Here is an 18191-nt window from a genome sequence, read left to right as displayed (position 1 = left end):
ACCCCTTCGTCAGGCGCAAAGAACATCAGCCGACAAGCCCAAGCGTTCACATAGTTTGCGTCTTACGGGCACTTTCTCATCTAATACTTGCGCATATCATGCCCGCGTTGCTGTGCTTGGCACACAAGTACGAGGCCAGGAGGTTCGAGCGTGAGCGAGCCGGCAGTGTCGCTCGACGACAAGTACACGGCGCACGACGGCCGGGTGCTCATCTCCGGTATCCAGGCCCTGGTGCGCCTGACGCTGGAGCAGCGCCGGCTGGACGAGGAACGCGGGCTGGACACGCGCGTGTTCGTCACCGGCTATCAGGGCTCGCCGCTGGGCGGCGTGGACCTGGAGATGAAGCGGGCGGCGCCCTTCCTGGACCCGGCAGGCGTGGTCTTCCAGGCGGGCCTGAACGAGGAGCTGGCCGCCACGGCCGTGGCCGGCACCCAACTGCTCGACCAGCTGCCGGGCCGGCGGCACGACGGCGTCACCGGTTTCTGGTACGGCAAGAACCCCGGCCTCGACCGCGCCGCCGACGCCATCCGGCACGCCAACACGGCTGGCACGGCGCCCCTCGGCGGCGCGGTGGCCTGGATCGGCGACGACCCCGGCTGCAAGTCCTCCACGCTGCCCAGCTCGTGCGAGCCCATGTGCCAGAGCCTGTCCATGCCGCTGCTCGCGCCCGGCTCGGTCGCGGAGATCGTCGAGTTCGGGCTGCACGCGGTGGCCCTGTCGCGCGCCACTGGGCTCTGGGCCGGGCTGAAGATCGTCGCGGACATCGCCGACGCGTCCGCCACGGTGGACCTCGGCCCGCTCCGCGACGGCATCCCGATGCCCGACAAGAGGGATCGCGGCGCCGTCCCCATCCTGCTCGGCCCCGCCGCGCTGGACGCCGAGCACGACCTGCTCACCCGCCGCCTCGACCTGGCCCGCGAGTACGCCCGCACGCACGGCCTCAACCGGGTGATGTCGGGCGCGGGCAACACCGCCCTGGGCATCCTGGCCTCCGGCACCACGTACGCGGTGGTCCTGCGCGCCCTGGCCGACCTCGGCCTGGACGAGGCGGCGCTGGACGCGCGCGGGATCCGGCTGATCAGGCTCGGGATGCCGTTCCCGCTCGCGTACGACGACCTGGCCGCCATGACCGCCGACCTGGACAAGGTGCTGGTGGTCGAGGACAAGGTGCCGTTCCTGGAGGGGCAGCTCAAGCAGGCCCTGTACGGGCGGGAGCGCGTGCCGGCGATCGTGGGCCGGGAGCTGCTGACCGCGCGCGGCACCCTGGGGGCCGAGGACGTGGCCAAGGCGGTCGCCGCCTGCCTGGGCATCGAGCTCGCCCCGCGCGAGAGGGTCCGGCCCAGGCGCATGCTGCCCCTGGTGGCCGCGCGCACCCCGTACTTCTGCTCCGGCTGCCCCCACAACACCTCCACCCGCACCTCCGACGGCACGCTGGTCGGCGTCGGCATCGGCTGCCACGCCATGATCGCCCTGGACGGGCACGGCCGCGGCACCCAGGTGGGCATCACGCAGATGGGCGGCGAGGGCGCGCAGTGGATCGGGCTGGCGCCGTTCACCGAGGACCGGCACTTCGTCCAGAACCTCGGCGACGGCACCTTCCACCACTCCGGCTCCCTGGCGATCAGGGCCGCCGTCGCCGCCGGGGTGACGATGACGTACAAGCTGCTCTACAACGACGCCGTGGCCATGACCGGCGGCCAGCGCGCCGAGGGCCGGCTGGACGTGCCCGCGCTGACGCACGAGCTGGCCGTCGAAGGCGTGCGCCGGATCGTGGTCACCTCGCCGGAGCCGGAGACGTACCGGGGCGTGCGGCTGGCGGGGGTCGCGTCGGTGCGGCACCGCGACGACCTGCCCGAGGTGGAGCGGGAGCTGGCCGCGCTCGACGGCGTGACCGTGCTGATCCACGACGACCGGTGCGCGGCCGAGGAACGGCGGCTGCGCAAGCGCGGCAAGCTGCCCGTGCCCACCGAGAAGGTCGTGATCAACGAGCGGGTCTGCGAGGGCTGCGGCGACTGCGGCGAGGCGTCGACATGCCTGTCCGTGCAGCCGGTCGAGACCGAGTACGGCCGCAAGACCCGCATCCACCAGGCCTCCTGCAACTCCGACCTGAGCTGCCTCAAGGGCGACTGCCCGTCGTTCCTGCTGGTGGAGCCGGGCACCGTGCGCCGGCGCCAGGCGCCGCCGCCGCCCGCGGAGGCGCCGGAGCCCGCGAGCAGGCCCGGCGAGGCCCTGATCCGGATGCCCGGCATCGGCGGCACCGGCGTCGTCACCGTCTCGCAGATCCTGCAGATGGCGGCCCACCTCGACGGGCTGCACGCGGCCGGGCTTGAGCAGACCGGGCTGGCGCAGAAGGGCGGGCCCGTGGTCAGCGACGTGCGGATCTCGGCCCGGCCCCTGGACGGCTCCGTGCGGGCCACGCCTGGGAGCGTGGACGTGCTGATCGGGTTCGACCTGCTGGGCGCGGCGGCCGAGCCGAACCTGGCCGTGGCCTCGCCGGAACGCACCGTCGCCATCCTGAACACCGCCGTCGTCCCGACCGCCGCCATGGTCACGGGCCGCGTGGCAGTGCCGGGGCACGCGGACGCGGTCACCCGCGTCGAGTCCGCCACCAGGCGCGTCGAGTGCATGGACGCCCAGGGGCTGTCGGAGACCCTGTTCGGCGACCACATGCCGGTGAACCTGCTCCTCCTCGGCGCCGCCTACCAGCACGGCTGCCTGCCGGTCTCCGCCGCCGCCATCGAGCGGGCCATCACGCTCAACGGGGCCGCCGTCGAGCAGAACCTCGCCGCCTTCCGCTGGGGCCGCGCGAGCGTGGTCGAGGCGCCTTCCCCCGAGGCCCCTTCTCCCGAGGGCACGGTCCCCGAGGGACTGGACGAGGTGCTGGCCACCCGCGTCGCCGACCTGACCGGCTACCAGAACGCCGCGTACGCCCGTACGTACGAGGAGGACGTGCGGCAGGTGACGGCGGCCGCGGTCGAGCGGGCGGGCGAGGAGGCCGGCACCCGGATCGGGCTCGCGTACGGCCGCGCCCTGCACAAGCTCATGGCCTACAAGGACGAGTACGAGGTCGCCCGCCTGCACCTCGACCCGGTGGAGAAGGAGCGCAGGGAGCGCGAGTACGGCCCGGACGCGGTCGTGTCGGTGCTGCTGCACCCGCCGTTGCTGCGGGCGATGGGGCTCAAGCGTAAGATCAAGGTACGCCGTTCCGCCGGGATCCTGTTCCGCGGGCTGCGGGCCGCCAGGGTGCTGCGCGGGACGACGTTCGACGTCTTCGGCCTCGCCCACGTACGGAAGGTCGAGCGCGAGCTGGTCACCGAATACCGCGACCTCGTGCGGACCGCGCTGGCCAAGCTCACCCCCGGCAGCGCCGGGACGGTCGCCGAGATCGCGGCCCTGCCCGACCTGATCCGAGGGTACGAGGACATCAAGCTCGCCCGGGTCGCCGAGTTCCGCGACCGCGCCAAGGCCGCGCTCGCCCGGCTGGACGAGCCCGTTATGAGCCAGGAGGGATCGTGACCGTTGACCGGCTCCTGCCCGACCAGGACGCCAGGGATCTCATCGAGCTGACCCGCGAGATCGCCGACAAGGAGCTCGCGCGCCGGGTCGACGAGCACGAGCGCGCCGAGACCTACCCGGAGGGGCTGTTCGCCACGCTGGGGGCGGCGGGGCTGCTCGGGCTGGCGTACCCGGAGGAGCTCGGCGGTGGCGGGCAGCCGTACGAGGTCTACCTGCAGGTGATCGAGGAGCTGGCGATGCGGTGGGCGGCCGTCGCGGTCGCCACCAGCGTGCACACGCTCGCCTGCTTCCCCGTCTCCGCCTACGGCACCCCGGCGCAGCGCGAACGGTGGCTGCCCGACATGCTGGCCGGACGCCTGATCGGCGGCTACAGCCTGTCGGAGCCCCAGGCCGGGTCCGACGCCGGGGCGCTGACCTGCAAGGCGGAGCGGGTCGAGACCGGCTACCGGATCACCGGCAACAAGGCGTGGATCACCCACGGCGGCCTCGCCGACTTCTACGCGCTGTTCGTCCGGACCGGGGAGGGCTCGCGGGGCATCTCCTGCTTCCTCGCGCCGGGGGCCGCCGACGGGCTGACGTTCGGACGGCCCGAGGAGAAGATGGGGCTGCACGCCGTACCGACCACCAGCGCCCACTGGGACGGGGCGATCCTGGAGGAGGACCGGCTGATCGGCGAGGAAGGCCAGGGGCTGCAGATCGCCTTCAGCGCGCTCGACTCCGGACGGCTCGGCATCGCCGCCTGCGCCACCGGCCTCGCGCAGGCCGCGCTCGACGAGGCGGTGGCGTACGCGAAGGAACGCCAGACGTTCGGCAAGCGGATCATCGACCACCAGGGGCTCGGCTTCCTGCTGGCGGACATGGCGGCGGGGGTGGAGAGCGCGCGCGCCACCTACCTCGCCGCGGCCCGCCGCCGCGACGCGGGCCTGCCGTACAGCAAGCAGGCCAGCATCGCGAAGCTGGTCGCGACGGACACGGCGATGAAGGTCACGACGGACGCGGTGCAGGTGTTCGGCGGGTACGGGTATACGCGCGAGTTCCGGGTGGAGCGCTACATGCGCGAGGCCAAGATCATGCAGATCTTCGAGGGCACCAACCAGATCCAGCGCCTGGTCATCAGCCGCCACCTCGCCAAGTAACCTCTGACGTGCGCGAACCCCGCCTCCCGATGTTGGGAGGCGGGGTTCGCTGTCTGGAGATAGGCCAACTCATCACGATCCACAGCGCATCCCCTGTGTGGCTCTCCGTTTGACCGAGCGCGTTAATGAGCGCCGAGGGCCTCGACGCCGACCCGGCTCCTCACGAGGAAGTTCAGGACCTGTCCAGCTTCAGTTCGGTCGGCGCTGGGGTCTGACTGAGCTACGACAGGCACGGCCGACCATCACGTTCCAGAACGCCGCTCATACTGCCTATGGCCTGTCTGGCGAATGATCACCGTTACAGAGCCGGCCGCAAGGAGAGTCCGGCCGGGGCATCGGCGGCGGGCGAAGGTGCACGCGGGGTGTGCGCGTCGCGCGGTCGCATGTCTTGCGGCTGCTCCCCGCGTGCCGCAGTGTGGCGGTGGCGGGGTAGAACCGATGGCGGACGTTCCTTGGCCGACCGCGTGATCCCGCTCGGGAGTCTGATGCTGGGCTTGGGTGTCAGGCGTCGCGGAGATCACCTGCTCCGTCTTGCTCGGTCAGGAAATAGACGGAGTGGGAGACAACCTGCCGCTTGGAGGTGGGTACGTCGTCCGGCCCGTAGTAGTCGTTCAATTGGCGCCAGAAGTCTTCTTCTGCAGCGGCCGCGCCGATGATCGGAACGTCGTCGATCACCGTCTCCCACACCAGCATTTCTCTCAGGCCCGGGCCGTCGAGTTCTTCCGAAACGACCTCGTGCAAGACGTTCATCAGCCGAGACCCGTGTTCGCGGCGGCAGTCACGGGGCAACAGCCAGCGCTGCCACCAGGCCCGAAGGTGGTTGGCCGTGGAATCCGCGAAATCCTCGGCCGCGTCTTCGGCCGACTGATCGTAGTTCGGATAGCTCGGCCGACTCACGCGGACCAGCAATTTGTGCTGACATTCTTCGGCGCACGTGTACCGATATAAACGAAACTGCGTGAGCTGGACACCCATGGCCCGATCGTAGTGGGCGTCTTCGAACCCGGATTCCAAAGGCCAGGTGATTCCCGCTCAGCGGCACATCGCGTCGATGAGATCCGGGAAATGCGGGAACTCTGCTCGTGCGGCGGTCACGATTTGGATAGGGGACCGGCGGCGGCCGGGTGCGTGTCGCTCGGCGATGGCATGGAAGGCCTCGTTCGGTTGTGCGGGGGAGTCGGGATCCGTGAAGGCCTCGGCGGGGCCCAGACCGGCGGCGAACAGCCAGAGGAGGTCGCCGAGATCGCGGGCGATCACACCGCGCTCACCCTCGGAACCGAGGTAGACCACGGGTTGGTCGGTGATCGCCGCATCGGGACGTACGAGCCAGAAGCCGGTGTAGTCACCCGCCCCGGTCGTACCGAAGAAGCGGAACTCGCTCCCGTCGACCTCCTGGTTGCCGGTCCACAGGCGGAACCACCACGCTGTCCGATCGGGCTCCTCGAACTGGTCGTATGGCTCGAAGTCACAGCCACGGGCCTCGTCGGTTTCCTCGTCCCACTCCCACTCGAAGCCGACCTCGACCACCTCGGCCAGGGCAGTGGGCAATGCGAGATCTTCAGACACGTTCGCCACCCCGAAAGATTAGACGATCACTGGAAGCGGTCGAGGTGGAGCTGTCCCGCACGATGCCACGTCCAGGCAGAGCCCAGCGGGTGGGCGAGGCAGACGGGAAGATCGGGCGGAGCAAAGTACAAGTGCCTTGCGGGGCTTCCGCATTGTTGGGCCAATGTGTAAGGCTCTCCGCCGTGGCCGAACCGGAAGAGCCAGTACTTCGTCAGGCGGCGTCCAACGATCGCGACGAGGTTGAGACCGTACGCACACTTGGCAGCGTGATTCTCGTCCTTGGTGCCGCTCTCTGCAGTGGTGCGCTGCTTTTTGAGGATGGCGAGCCACCGTGGCAGGTCCTTGGCGTCTTCAGCCTCATGACCCTGGTTGGTCTGGGCCTGCGGATCGAAGCGGCGATTCGAGGACGCTAACTGGTCCATCCTTGAACTCTCCCGATTGATCTCGACCGGGTATCTCAGCCTGGAGCGTGGCGAGAACCGTACGACCCGCCCGGTGATCGTGCTGATCACCTGCCATTGGCGTGCCATTGAGGGCGGTCAACAGCGGTCACTCTTGGTAGGTCGATCGCCGAGGTAGGAGCCGTTCACTCACACGATCTGGCCGATTTGCAAGCATGAAGTCAGGAGTTCGAATCTCCTGGGCTTCGCCTGCTCCAGGCTCGCGGCGCTGCTGACGGAGGTGCTGACAACGGCTCCGGACAACCATGGGCGGCTGGGGACCGGTGCCCCTCTTCCCCATCGTCAGAGCAGGCGTCCGAGAGTTCGGCGGACATTTGTGGACAGTCGTGTTCTCACCACGGATCAGAAGGTGCCTGATTGGTGCTCGGTGAGAAGCTCAGATCCGGTATTGAGGCGGCCAGTTCGTCGTCGGCAACGGTGAGGGTGGATCCCGAGCCGGGTTGCCCGGGTTTCATCCTTGTTCGGCGGCCCGCCGGACGCATTCGGCGACCAGGGCAGGACGGATCGCGATCGTTCGTTCTGCCGGCCGGTGGTCCGGCCGGGCGCAGGGGAGTGACACCACGAGAACGCGTCCCGGCTTCTCGGCTCGCTCGACGGTGAAGCTGAGCTGCGAGCTCTCAGCCGTCACCTGGCCAAGTGGCCTCTGTCAAGATCGTGAACCGACAAACGTGATTCGCATAGTCGTCCAATCTCTCCATTAACACGGTGCTCCTGCCGGGTGACTGTGGCGCGTAAAGATCCCCCCGCAAGGAGGTCGCCATGATCCGCGCACTCAACAAGCTGGGAGACCGCCTCCTCGAGAGGCTCCTGCCGTCGGCGGACGCTTCGGCCGTGTGCTGGACCGACTGGTGCTGCCAGGGCAAGTTCTGCCGGACCTGCTGTTACCACGACGCCACCAACACGACCAACTGCAGCAGCTTCGACTACTGCTGACCCGTCCTTCCGATCCCTACTGACAGCCATGCAGTACGGCGGGCCGGCCGCCGGGTGGCGACAGGCGTCGTCGTACTGCTGGCGATCCCCGCGACAGATTCGCCACCCAGCCGCGCCGTCCCTGAGGAGCTCCCATGCCCTATCTCGTCGCCGCCGTGGTCGTCGTCGGATTGTTGTGCCTGGTGGACCTGGTGCTGACCCTGGCGGTGATCCGCCGCCTGCGCGTGCACACGCTGCGGTTGGCCGAGCTGGCACCGGCGCGGGCCCCGTTGGTGCGGCCGGGAACGACGCTCGGCGACTTCAGCGCGACCGCCGTCGATGGCGAGACCGTGTCGCGCGCGTTCTTCTCGGGGCCCTCCGTGGTGGCGGTGTTCTCCACCGAATGCGCGTCCTGCCACGAGCGGCTGCCCGAGTTCACGTCTTACCTGGCCGACACCCGTCCCGAACGCGTGCTGGCCGTGGTCACGGGCGACCCCGACGAGGCCCGGCGGTTCACCGGTGAGCTGACCGCGGCCACCGTCGTGGTCGAACCGATGGGCGGCCCGGTGAGCAGGGCGTTGCAGGTCTCCCAGTTCCCCAGTTTCTACCTGGTCGACGGTGACGCGGTGGTCGTGGCGGCCGACACCGCCCCGGGCAGGCTGCCGGCGGCCACGCGCCGATGACCTCTCCCGCCGGAGACGCCGGAGACGCCGGGGATGGAGGGGACGCCGGGGACGGCGGTGCCGTGCGGCGACGGCGTCTTCGCGCGGCCGCGGCGCTGGCCTGGCGGGCGCATCCGGCCGCCGTACTGGCAGCCGGGATCACGGTGCTGCTCATGGGTCTGGTCCCGGTGGTCGCCGCGTGGCTGACCAAGCTCGTTCTCGACGGCCTGGCGGCCGGGGCGGGGCCTGCTGAGTTGCTCCCGTACGGCGTGGCTCTCGGCGTGACCGGCCTGGCGGGCGCGGCCCTGCCCGCGGTCGCGGAGTACGCCCAGGAGCAGCTGCGCCGCGCGCTCCAGGTGCTGATCCAGGATCGGCTGTTCCAGGCCGTCAACGCCCACCCGGGGCTGAGCCGCTTCGAGAACCCCGTCTTCCACGACCGCGTACGGCTGGCGCAGGAGGCCGGCCAGAACGCGCCGCAGCGGATCGTCCGCTCCGCCCTGGGGATCGCCCAGGGAGCCGTCACCCTCGCCGGATTCACCGCGGCGCTGGCCGTGATGGCTCCGGGGATGATCCTCGTCGTGGCGCTCTCCGCGGTCCCCTCGGTCCGCGCCCAGCTCGACCTGTCCCGGCGCCGCGCCGGGATGCTGTGGGGCGTCAGCTCCAGGACCAGGCGGCAGATCTTCTTCGCCAGCCTTCTCACCAGCCCCGACGCGGCCAAGGAGATCCGGCTGTTCGGCCTCGGCGACTTCCTGCGCGCCAGGATGCTGGGCGAGCTGCGCGCGGTGAACGCCGCCGAGCAGGGGCTGGCCCGCAGGACGCTGCGTACCCAGGGGTCGTTGTCGCTGCTGGGGGCGGCCGTCGCCGCGCTCGGCCTGCTCTGGGCGATCACCGCCGCCGCGTCGGGCACGCTGAGCGTCGGCGACGTCGCCGTGTTCGTGGCGGCCGTCGCCGGGGTGCAGTCCGCGCTCGCGTCGATCGTCGGCCAGTCGGCCGACGCGCACAACGCGCTGCTGATGTTCGGGCACTACCTCGAGGTCGTGGCCGACGCGCCGGACCTGCCCGTCCCACGGCATCCGCGCCCCGTCCCCTCGCTGCGCGAGGGCATCGAGGTGCGCGACGTGTGGTTCAGGTACGACGACGCGCACCCATGGGTGCTGCGCGGCGTCGATCTCTTCATCCCCCGCGGCGGCTCCCTGGCCCTGGTCGGGCTGAACGGCGTGGGCAAGAGCACCCTGGTCAAGCTGATCTGCCGGCTGTACGACCCGGTGCGCGGGTCCATCCACTGGGACGGCGTCGACCTGCGGGAGATGGATCCCGCCGAGCTGCGGGGCCGCATCGGCGCGGTGTTCCAGGACTACATGTCGTACGACCTGACCGCGGCCGAGAACATCGGGCTCGGCGACGTCACGGCACTCGACGACCGCGACCGGGTCGAGGCCGCCGCCAGGCTGGCCGGGGTCCACGAGACGGTCGACGGGCTGCCTCGGGGCTACGACACGCTGCTGAGCCGGATCTTCTTCGGCGACAGGGACAGCCCCGAGGCCGGAGTGGTGCTGTCCGGCGGGCAGTGGCAGCGCCTCGCGCTGGCCCGCGCCCTGATGCGGGAGGGGCGGGACCTGCTCGTGCTCGACGAGCCGAGCTCCGGCCTGGACGCGCAGGCCGAGCACGCCATCCATCAGAGCCTGCGCCGCCACCGCGCGGGGCGGACCAGCCTGCTGATCTCGCACCGGCTCGGCGCGGTGCGGGAGGCGGACGTGATCGTCGTACTCGCCGAGGGCCGGATCGCCGAGCACGGCTCGCACGCGGAGCTGATGGCGCTCGGAGGGGAGTACGCGGGCCTCTTCACCCTCCAGGCGCAAGGCTACGAGCCGACGGAGTCCCCCGATTCTCCTGACTCGCGGGAAGGGGCGAGCCCCCGGACGACGACGCCGAGCACGCGGTCGAAGGGCACGTAACCCCACACCCGAGAGTCCTCGCTGACCGGCCCGTCACCGAGGACGACCAGCCGGCCCGCCGGCACGGTGTCGCCCGGCGACGCCCCCACCCGAGCCATGACCTGGGCGGGCACCGGATCGCCCGGCACGGCCACCGCCCGCTTGATGAACCACCTGGCCGCCCCTGGCGCCGGCAGCGGCTCCGTACGCCACTTTCCCCCGGGCAGCGCCGTCTGCAGCACCACGACCTGGCCGCGCCCGACGCCCGCCCCCGTGGTTCTGCGAACGAGCACCCGGTCGCCCGTGCGGTAGGTGGGCAGCATGCTCGTCCCGCTGATCCGGACGATGACGAACCGCCGCCGGGCGACGACCAGACCGGCGACCAAGGCCGCGATCGGGGCCAGCAGGATCATGACGCGCCGCACGGCGCCCTCCAAAATCGATCACCACCACCGGACTGCCGACACTAGCGCCCGATCTCTTCATCTGACACCCCGCTCAACTCCCGCCCGTGGGCACGGCTGCCAGGATTTCAGCGGACGAGCAGATGGACGAGGGCGACCCCGCCCACGGCCACGATCAGGAAGCGGAGCGTCGCGGGGCGGAAGCGGCGGCCTGCCTCGGCGCCGAGGTGGCCGCCCAGGGCGGAGCCGGTCGCGATGAGGGCGACGGCCGTCCAGTCGTAGTCCGCGACGAGCAGGAAGACGAGTGCGGCGGCGGCGTTGACCACGGCCACCAGGACGTTCTTGGCGGCGTTGAGCCGTTGGGGCGTTTCGTCGAGGAGCAGCCCCATGAGGGACATGTAGATGATCCCCTGGGCGGCGGCGAAGTAGCCGCCGTAGACGCCGGCGAGCAGCAGCCCGGCGAAGAGGCCCCGGCCGCCGTCGTGGTGGGGCGGGGTGCCGGGGGCCTCGGGGCGGCGGTGGCGTAGGAGCTTGGCAAGGTGGGGCTGGAGGAGGACCAGGACGAGAGCCAGGCCCACTAGTACGGGCACGATCATCTCGAACGCCGTGGCGGGCAGGGCGAGCAGGAGCGTGGCGCCGCCGAGGCCGCCCAGCAGGGCGGCGACGCTCAGTTTCCGCAGGCGGCGGGACTGGCCGCGGAGCTCTCGGCGGTACCCGACGGCCCCGCTGATGGAGCCGGGGATCAGGCCGAGCGCGTTGGTGACCGTGGCGGTGACGGGTGGGAGGCCGATGGCGAGCAGCAGGGGGAAGGTGATGAGGGTGCCGGAGCCGACGACGGTGTTGAGGGCCCCGGCGCCGATGCTCGTCGCGAAGACGGCGAGCATCTCCCAGGGGGTCATGCCGTCCCGGCCGACCGATGGGCCGGGTGCCCACCTCCGGCCCATCGGTCCGGGGAGAGGCTGCTCATGGCCGGCGGGATCGTCATGCGGCCGACGCTAGACGGGAAAAGCTTCGGCGCTCGGCGAAGTGTCGGTGCTGCCGTCGAGTGGGTGTCCGCCGAGTGTCACCGTCGAGCCGGCGGTGGCGCCGCTCAGTGGGTGGGTGGCGCCGCTCAGTGGGTGGATGAGTCGCTCAGCGGGTGGGTGGGGGTTGAGGCGTGTCGTACGGCCGGCTCGCGGCTTCGGCGTGGTGGGCGAGGGTGGTGATGCGGGAGGCGAGGTCGGGCCAGAGGGCGCGGGGCAGGTCGTGGCCCATGCCGTCGATCACCACCAGCTCGGCGCCCGGGATGGCGGCGGCCGTCGCGCGGCCGCCGCTGACGTCGCACATGGCGTCCTCCGCGCCGTGGATCACCAGCGTGGGGACGCCGACGGAGCGCAGCCGGGCGGTGCGGTCGCCCGAGGCGACGACCGCGACGGCCTGGCGGGCGACGGCGGTCCGGTCGTGGTCGCGGTCGTAGGTGAGACCGGCGCGTTCGCGCAGCGCGGCCTCGTCGAACTCGAAACCGGGCGAGCCGGCCAGGCGGAAGATCGTGACCGACCGCTCGATCGCCTCCTCGCGGGTCGTCGGCGGCGGCCCCGCGAAGGCGGCCATGGTCTCGGGACGGGCCTGGCCCACGGAAGGGTCGCCCGTGGCGGACATCATCGACGTCAGCGACCGGATCCGGCCGGGATGCTCGATCGCGATCGTCTGGGCGATCATCGCGCCCATCGAGGCGCCGACGACGTGGGCGCTGTCCAGGCCGAGCGCGTCGAGCAGGCCGACGGCGTCGGCCGCCATGTCGGAGAGCGTGTACGAGGCCGAGGACGCGTCGCCCGCGAGCGCCGCCGCCAGGTCGGGCTCCGGCGCGTCGTGGAGGTGCGTGGACAGGCCGCAGTCGCGGTTGTCGAACCGGATGACGTGCAGGCCGCGGTCGACGAGCTCCGCGCAGAAGCCGTCCGGCCAGTTGATCAGCTGTCCGGCGAGGCCCATCACCAGCAGCACGGGCGGGGCCTGGGGGTCGCCGAGGCGCTCGTAGGCGACCTCGATGGCCGACGGGCCGACGTTCGGCGCCTTTTCAACGGTCACCGATGAATCATCCCCCGAAAGCCCCGGGCACGTCCGTGGAACTCCACGCCGGCCGGCGGGGGCGGAGGGTCAGCGGGTTTCGAGGGGTGGGCGGTCCCGGTTGAGGCGGTCGGAGACGGCGGGCAGCAGGCCGCGGGGCAGGAAGAGCACGACCAGGATGAGGACGAGCGCGTACACGGCGTACGACAGCACGCCGGGCGCGTACGACGGCATCCCCGGCAGCGCGGCCAGGCTGTTCAGCCCCTGCACGAGCAGCGTGATCGCGGTCGCGCCCGCTACGGCGCCCCAGATCGTGCCCAGCCCGCCGACCACGGCCATCACGATGTACTGGATCGAGATGAGCACGGGGAACGAGCCCGGCGCCACGTACCCCGTGTAGAAGCAGTAGATCCCGCCCGCCAGGCCCGCGAACGCCGCCGACAGCGCGAAGACCACCAGCTTGTACCGCCCGACCGGGATCCCCGAGGACGCGGCGGCGGTCTCGCTGGTGGCCAGCGCGCGCAGGGCGCGGCCCGGCCGCGAGGCGATCACGTTCCGCGTCACCAGCATGACCAGCGCCAGCCCGATCCAGGTCAGGTACGCGTACGCGGACGCGTCGCCCGCCTCGAACGACCCGATCGAGAACTGCGGGATGGCCTGCAGCCCGATGTCCCCGCCGGTGAACTCCAGCTGCCCGGCCAGCGAGAGCAGGATGAGCTGCATGGCCAGCGTGGCGAACGCCAGATGGTGGCCGCGCAGCCGCAGCAGCGGCACGCCGATCACCAGCGCGGACCCGGCCGCCACCAGAGGCGCGGCGACCAGCCCGGCCAGCGGCGGCACGCCGTTGAGCGTCAGCAGCGCGGCGGTGTAGGCGCCGACGGCGTAGAAGGCGCCCTGACCCAGCGAGACCTGCCCGGCGTAGCCCATCAGCAGCGACACCCCGACCGTGACCATCGCGGCCAGCCCGAGCAGGATGTACACGGCCAGCGCGCTGTCGTCGAGCACCAGGGGCAGCGCCAGCGTCGCTGCCGCGGCCGTCAGCCCGGCCGCCAGGCGGATCACGCCTGCTCCTGGGAGAGAGTGGAACGCCGGCTCGCCTGTACGATCATGACGACGATCATGAGACCCAGCGCCACCTCCAGCTGGTGCGACCCGTAGCCGTAGCCCGCGGCCATGGTCTCGGCCACGCCCAGCAGCAGCGCCCCGGCCAGCGTGATCACGGGCCGGGTGAGCGCGCCGAAGACGGCCGCGGCGAAGGCGTTCACGATGAGCGTGACGTCGGTGTCGAACGAGATCGGCCGCAGCGGCGTCACCAGCACCCCGGCGATCCCGCCGAGCAGCCCGCCCAGCGCGAACGCCAGCAGCCCCATCAGCCGCGTGTCGATCCCGACCACGCGGGCCGCGTACGGGTTGGAGGCGCAGGCCGTCAGCGCCTTGCCCAGGTAGGTGCGCCCGAAGAAGAGCGCCAGCAGGGCGAAGGCCGCCGCCGTCACGCCGATGACCAGCAGGTGTTGCGTCTGGATGCGCGCGCCCGCCAGCGTCACCGAGCCTGCCAGGCCGGGCGCCGAGCGCGGCTGGTCGCCCCACAGGACGATCTCGACCGAGTACGCCAGCACGCCCACGCCGAGCGTCACGATCAGGGACGACAGCTGCGTGGTGCCCCGGCGGCCGATGGCGGCCAGGCCGGTCAGCAGCCCCGCGAGCGCCGCGACCAGGGCGGCGGCGATCTCGCTCAGCCCGTGCGGGAACCCCAGCCCGAGCAGCGAGGACGTGCACAGCCCGGCCACGACCGCGAACGTGCCCTGCGCGAAGTTCACCACGCCCGTGACCCGGTGGATCACGACCAGGCCGCTGGCGATGAGCGCGATCGCGCACCCGACCGCGAGCCCGTTCAGCAGGTACGTGAGGAAGGCGCTCATGTGATCGCCCCGCCCAGGTACGCGCTGGCCACCCGAGGGTCGTCGGCCAGCTCCGCGCACTCGCCCTCGGTCACCACCCGGCTTGCCTCCAGCACGTACGCCCGCCGGCACAGGTCGAACGCCAGCCGCGCGTTCTGCTCGATGAGCAGCACGGTCAGCCCCTGCTCCCGGTTCAGCTCGGCGAGGTGCTCGGCCAGGTCGGCGGTCACGTTGGGCGCGAGCCCCAGGGACAGCTCGTCCACCACCAGCACCGAAGGTTGCGACATCAGGGCCCGCCCGAACGCCACCATCTGCTGCTCGCCCCCCGACAGCACCCCGGCCCGGCGCCCGGCCAGCTCCGCCAGCCGGGGCAGCAGCTCGTACACGGACGAGGGATCCCGCAGGCCCGACCGCCACCCGCCGAGCGCCAGGTTGTCGGCGACCGACAGGTCGGGGAAGAGCTGGCGGCCCTCGGGGATGAGCGCCAGCCTGCCTTCGATCTCCACCGTGCCCGAGGCGGGCCGGAGCAGCCCGGCGAGGGTGTTGGCCAGCGTGGACTTGCCCGCGCCGTTCGGGCCGAGCAGCGCGACCATCTCGCCCCGCCCCACCGTGAGCGTGACGTGTTCGAGCGCGGTCGCGGTGCCGTACGAGACGACCAGGTCCTTGACGTCGATCATGAGGCCTGTCCGAGATAGGCGGCGAGCACCAGCGGATCGGCCCGCACCTCGGCGGGCGAGCCCTCGGCGATGACCCGGCCCAGGTCGAGCACCACGACGCGGTCGGCCAGCCGGGTCACGAACGCGACGTCGTGCTCGACGAGCAGGATCGTCAGCCCGTCCGCGCGCAGCTCCTCCACCAGCGCCGCGAGCCGCTCGCGCTCCTGGCCGCGCAGCCCGGAGGCGGGCTCGTCGAGCAGCAGCAGCCGGGGCCGCGCGCACAGGGCGCGGCCGAGCTGGAGCGCCCGCTGCTGCCCGATGGGCAGCAGCTCGGCGGGCCGGTCCGCCCACTCGGCCAGCCCCACGCGGCTCAGCACGGCGTCCGCCTCGGCGGTGATCTCGCGCTCGTCGCGCCGGTGCCGCGGCAGCCGCAGCGCCGCCGACACGAACCCGGCACCGGTACGGCCGTGCATCCCGACCATGACGTTCTCCCTGACCGTCATGCCGCGGAACACCCTGGCCGCCTGGAACACGATCGACATGCCGAGCCTGGCCCGCCGGTGTGGCGCGAGCCGGTCCACCCGGTGCCCGAGGAACGAGATCTGGCCGTGGTCGGCCGCCAGATGCCCGGTGATCAGGTTGAACAGCGTGGACTTGCCCGCCCCGTTCGGCCCGATGACGCCGCAGACTTCGCCGTCCGCGACGGTCAGGGACACGTCGCGGACGGCGTAGACGCCCCCGAAGGAGCGGGAGAGCCCGGTGACCGTCAGCACGCGCTACCCCGCGCCGACGGTCTTGGCGAGCTGCTCCTTGGCCCAGTCGGTGGGAACGAACTTGCCGTTCTGCACCGTGTTGACCGAGATGAACTCGGGGGAGAGCCCGGAATGGTCGGTGGGGGAGTAGCGGAAGCGGCCGTTGGGCGTGACCAGGTCCATGCTCTCCAGGGCCTGCTGCACCTTGGCCTTGTCCGTGCTGTTCGCCTTCTTGATCGCCTCGAACAGCAGCAGGCTCGCGCTGTAACCGTCCTGCGCGAACTGCGGCGGCGGATAGCCGTGTTTCTGCTGGTACGGCTTGGCCATCTGCTCGATGATCTGCTTCTGCTTGCCGTCGGGCAGGTATTCGCCGACGACGCCGATGGCGCTCTGCACGGTCATGCCCTCGGCCGCGCCGCCCATCGGCTCCAGCCACAGCTTGCTGGCCTGCGACGCGGTCAGGAACAGCGGCGTCTTGAGCCCCGAGGCCCCGTACTGCTTGGCCGCCGTCACGCCGGGCGCGCCCGACCCCCAGAACACCAGCGCCTCGGCGGTGGAGTCGCGCACGTGGGTGAAGAGCGGGCTGAAGTCGGAGGTGGTCGTCTCGTACGGCTCGTCCACGGCGATCTTCACGCCGTACTTGGACGCGAGCGCGACCATCGACTTGTGGCCGGAGACCGAATAGGCGCTCTTGGAGTCCCAGGCCACGGCGATCGTCTTGATGCCCTTGGCCTGGATGTACTGCAGGTAGCGCTCGGCGTACATGCTGGACAGGGCGGGGGTGACGAAGATGTACGACTTGATCGGCTCCACCTGCTCCTGGGCCGGGGCCAGCGACAGGTACGGCATCTTGTCGCGCTGCGCGAGCGGCTCGACCGCCAGCGCCGAGTTGGAGAACACCGGGCCGATCAGCACGTCGATGTCGGCCTTGATCTGGTTGTAGGCCACGATGCCCTGGTCGGGGGCGGTCTTGTCGTCGCGCGTGACCAGCTCCACCTTGCGGCCGAGCAGCCCGCCCTGCGCGTTGACCTGCTCGACGGCCAGCTCGACGGCCTTCTTGTCCTCGCTGCCCAGCGGCGTGTAGTTGCCGGTGAGGGAGACGATCAGGCCGACTTGGATCGGGTCTTGGGCACCGCCGCCGGAATCACCGCCGCAGGCGGTCGCGGCCAACGCGAGACAAACCAGAGAAGGAAGAAGCCTGTTCATTCAGGACCTCTGCGTTTATGGCCTCCACTCCGTGGAGGCGGCTCGGTCGCTGGGGAGCCGTCGCCTTCCCTCGTCGCTCTGGTCGCTACGCTCCCGACGCTCCTCAGTCCAGGCGACGGCGCTCCCTCGCGTGGCCCTGAATGTAGGCAGTTATATTACGGCTGTCAATACAATGCCCAAGATACGGGGAGGGCTTCGATGCGACCTCAGTCGGTGATTCTGACGTTCCTCGGCGATCACGTGTACGGTCGCGGGATCTGCGTGTCCTCGGGCAGCTTCATCGAGGCGTTCGCCAAGGTCGGGATCTCGGAGGAGGCGACGCGTTCGACGCTGACCCGGATGGTCCGCCGCGGCCTGCTGCGCCGCCAGCGCTCGGGGCGCCGCATGTACTTCGGCCTCACCCCGACGAGCACCGAGGTGCTCAGGGACGGCGAGCGGCGCATCTGGCACAGCGGCGTGGTCAACGACGCCGGCGAGGACCGCTGGACGCTGATCGGCTTCTCGCTGCCCGAGTCCTGGCAGCGGCAGCGGCACGAGCTGCGCTCGCGGCTGGTCTGGGCCGGGTTCGGGCCGCTGCAGAACGGCCTGTGGATCGCTCCCGGCGACGTGGACGCCGCGCACGTGATCGAGGACCTCGGCGCGAACGTGAAGGTCTTCTCCGCCGAGCCCCGGCATCCGACCGACATGCAGGCGCTGGTCGGGGACGCCTACGACCTGTCGGGCCTGGGTGAGCGCTACCGGGAGTTCCTGCGCGACTGGGACCGGGCCGACCCGGCGCCGGACGCGCCCGACGACCTGGCGCGCTCGCTGACCCTGCTGACCGGCTGGCTGCAGATCATCAGGGCCGATCCGCGGCTGCCGCTGCGCTACCTGCCGCACGACTGGCCGGCGGAGAAGGCCCAGCGCGTCTGCCACACGCTGCACGAGCGGTTCAGGCCGGAGGCGGCGCGGATCGCGGAGCGGCTTCTTGATGTTGTGCCGGACGAAACTCGGGCAGAACGGTGACAGCTATTGCCCAGTGGCCTAACTTGAGGGCTTGAGCGTC

The 18191-nt window shown here is 71.2% G+C and carries 17 protein-coding genes; 6 read left to right on the top strand and 11 right to left on the bottom strand.

Going from position 1 to position 18191, the window contains the following annotated elements; all coding sequences use genetic code 11:
• Positions 1-150 precede the first annotated feature (150 nt).
• Together ACIBQ1_RS05670 and ACIBQ1_RS05665 are read left to right on the top strand one after the other, a co-directional pair.
• The gene (locus tag ACIBQ1_RS05670; protein ID WP_397274809.1) at positions 151-3516 is read left to right on the top strand and encodes an indolepyruvate ferredoxin oxidoreductase family protein; all 3366 of its coding nucleotides are present in this window, start codon (positions 151-153) and stop codon (positions 3514-3516) included.
• Entirely contained in the window at positions 3513-4652 is a 1140-nt protein-coding gene (locus tag ACIBQ1_RS05665; RefSeq protein ID WP_397274808.1) for an acyl-CoA dehydrogenase family protein, read from the top strand. Before ACIBQ1_RS05670 ends, ACIBQ1_RS05665 begins: the two co-directional genes overlap by 4 nt.
• A gap of 501 nt (positions 4653-5153) precedes the next feature.
• On the opposite strand, the gene ACIBQ1_RS05660 is transcribed toward ACIBQ1_RS05665, so the two are convergent.
• From ACIBQ1_RS05660 to ACIBQ1_RS05650, 3 genes are read right to left on the bottom strand one after another with little or no spacing between them, the layout of a single operon-like run.
• Complete coding sequence (locus tag ACIBQ1_RS05660) at positions 5154-5627, bottom strand: hypothetical protein (RefSeq protein ID WP_397274807.1); 474 nt, start codon at positions 5625-5627, stop codon at positions 5154-5156.
• 57 nt (positions 5628-5684) lie between these two features.
• The gene (locus tag ACIBQ1_RS05655; protein ID WP_397274806.1) at positions 5685-6227 is read right to left on the bottom strand and encodes an SMI1/KNR4 family protein; all 543 of its coding nucleotides are present in this window, start codon (positions 6225-6227) and stop codon (positions 5685-5687) included.
• A gap of 17 nt (positions 6228-6244) precedes the next feature.
• Positions 6245-6640 (bottom strand): hypothetical protein, encoded by a 396-nt coding sequence (locus ACIBQ1_RS05650; protein WP_397274805.1) that lies wholly within the window; start codon positions 6638-6640, stop codon positions 6245-6247.
• A gap of 798 nt (positions 6641-7438) precedes the next feature.
• On the opposite strand from ACIBQ1_RS05650, the gene ACIBQ1_RS05645 reads away from it, so the two are divergent.
• The 3 genes from ACIBQ1_RS05645 (at position 7439) to ACIBQ1_RS05635 (ending at position 10208) form a co-directional block, all read left to right on the top strand.
• Positions 7439-7612 (top strand): hypothetical protein, encoded by a 174-nt coding sequence (locus ACIBQ1_RS05645; RefSeq protein ID WP_397274804.1) that lies wholly within the window; start codon positions 7439-7441, stop codon positions 7610-7612.
• 134 nt (positions 7613-7746) lie between these two features.
• On the top strand, positions 7747-8274 hold the full coding sequence (locus tag ACIBQ1_RS05640; RefSeq protein WP_397274803.1) for a TlpA disulfide reductase family protein: 528 nt from the start codon (positions 7747-7749) through the stop codon (positions 8272-8274).
• Positions 8275-8336: 62 nt separating this feature from the next.
• A complete protein-coding gene (locus tag ACIBQ1_RS05635) occupies positions 8337-10208 on the top strand; it encodes an ABC transporter ATP-binding protein (RefSeq protein ID WP_397274802.1) in 1872 nt (623 codons plus the stop codon).
• On the opposite strand, the gene ACIBQ1_RS05630 is transcribed toward ACIBQ1_RS05635, so the two are convergent.
• The 8 genes from ACIBQ1_RS05630 to ACIBQ1_RS05595 form a co-directional block, all read right to left on the bottom strand.
• A complete protein-coding gene (locus ACIBQ1_RS05630; protein ID WP_397274801.1) occupies positions 10115-10612 on the bottom strand; it encodes a S26 family signal peptidase in 498 nt (165 codons plus the stop codon). The two genes, ACIBQ1_RS05635 and ACIBQ1_RS05630, sit on opposite strands and share 94 nt — an antisense overlap.
• A gap of 107 nt (positions 10613-10719) precedes the next feature.
• Entirely contained in the window at positions 10720-11490 is a 771-nt protein-coding gene (locus tag ACIBQ1_RS05625; protein WP_397274800.1) for a sulfite exporter TauE/SafE family protein, read from the bottom strand.
• A gap of 232 nt (positions 11491-11722) precedes the next feature.
• Positions 11723-12655, bottom strand: coding sequence for an alpha/beta fold hydrolase (locus tag ACIBQ1_RS05620; RefSeq protein WP_397274799.1), 933 nt, complete (start codon positions 12653-12655; stop codon positions 11723-11725).
• A 69-nt stretch (positions 12656-12724) separates the two neighbouring features.
• Positions 12725-13696 carry a branched-chain amino acid ABC transporter permease gene (locus tag ACIBQ1_RS05615; RefSeq protein ID WP_397274798.1) on the bottom strand — a complete coding sequence of 324 codons (972 nt, stop codon included), beginning with the start codon at positions 13694-13696 and terminating at the stop codon, positions 12725-12727.
• The gene (locus tag ACIBQ1_RS05610) at positions 13693-14553 is read right to left on the bottom strand and encodes a branched-chain amino acid ABC transporter permease (RefSeq protein WP_397274797.1); all 861 of its coding nucleotides are present in this window, start codon (positions 14551-14553) and stop codon (positions 13693-13695) included. The genes ACIBQ1_RS05615 and ACIBQ1_RS05610 overlap by 4 nt, the downstream gene beginning before the upstream one ends.
• Positions 14550-15209, bottom strand: coding sequence for an ABC transporter ATP-binding protein (locus ACIBQ1_RS05605; RefSeq protein WP_397274796.1), 660 nt, complete (start codon positions 15207-15209; stop codon positions 14550-14552). The genes ACIBQ1_RS05610 and ACIBQ1_RS05605 overlap by 4 nt, the downstream gene beginning before the upstream one ends.
• On the bottom strand, positions 15206-15961 hold the full coding sequence (locus ACIBQ1_RS05600; RefSeq protein WP_397274795.1) for an ABC transporter ATP-binding protein: 756 nt from the start codon (positions 15959-15961) through the stop codon (positions 15206-15208). The genes ACIBQ1_RS05605 and ACIBQ1_RS05600 overlap by 4 nt, the downstream gene beginning before the upstream one ends.
• 3 nt (positions 15962-15964) lie before the next feature.
• Positions 15965-17110 (bottom strand): ABC transporter substrate-binding protein, encoded by a 1146-nt coding sequence (locus tag ACIBQ1_RS05595; protein WP_397274794.1) that lies wholly within the window; start codon positions 17108-17110, stop codon positions 15965-15967.
• A 234-nt stretch (positions 17111-17344) separates the two neighbouring features.
• On the opposite strand from ACIBQ1_RS05595, the gene ACIBQ1_RS05590 reads away from it, so the two are divergent.
• Entirely contained in the window at positions 17345-18151 is an 807-nt protein-coding gene (locus tag ACIBQ1_RS05590) for a PaaX family transcriptional regulator C-terminal domain-containing protein (RefSeq protein WP_397274793.1), read from the top strand.
• Positions 18152-18191 lie beyond the last annotated feature (40 nt).

It is taken from the genome of Nonomuraea sp. NPDC050153, from assembly GCF_044460125.1.
In the GTDB taxonomy this organism is placed as follows: domain Bacteria; phylum Actinomycetota; class Actinomycetes; order Streptosporangiales; family Streptosporangiaceae; genus Nonomuraea.
Note: the sequence above shows the minus strand (reverse complement) of the source record. Positions and strands in the feature narration are given on the sequence as shown.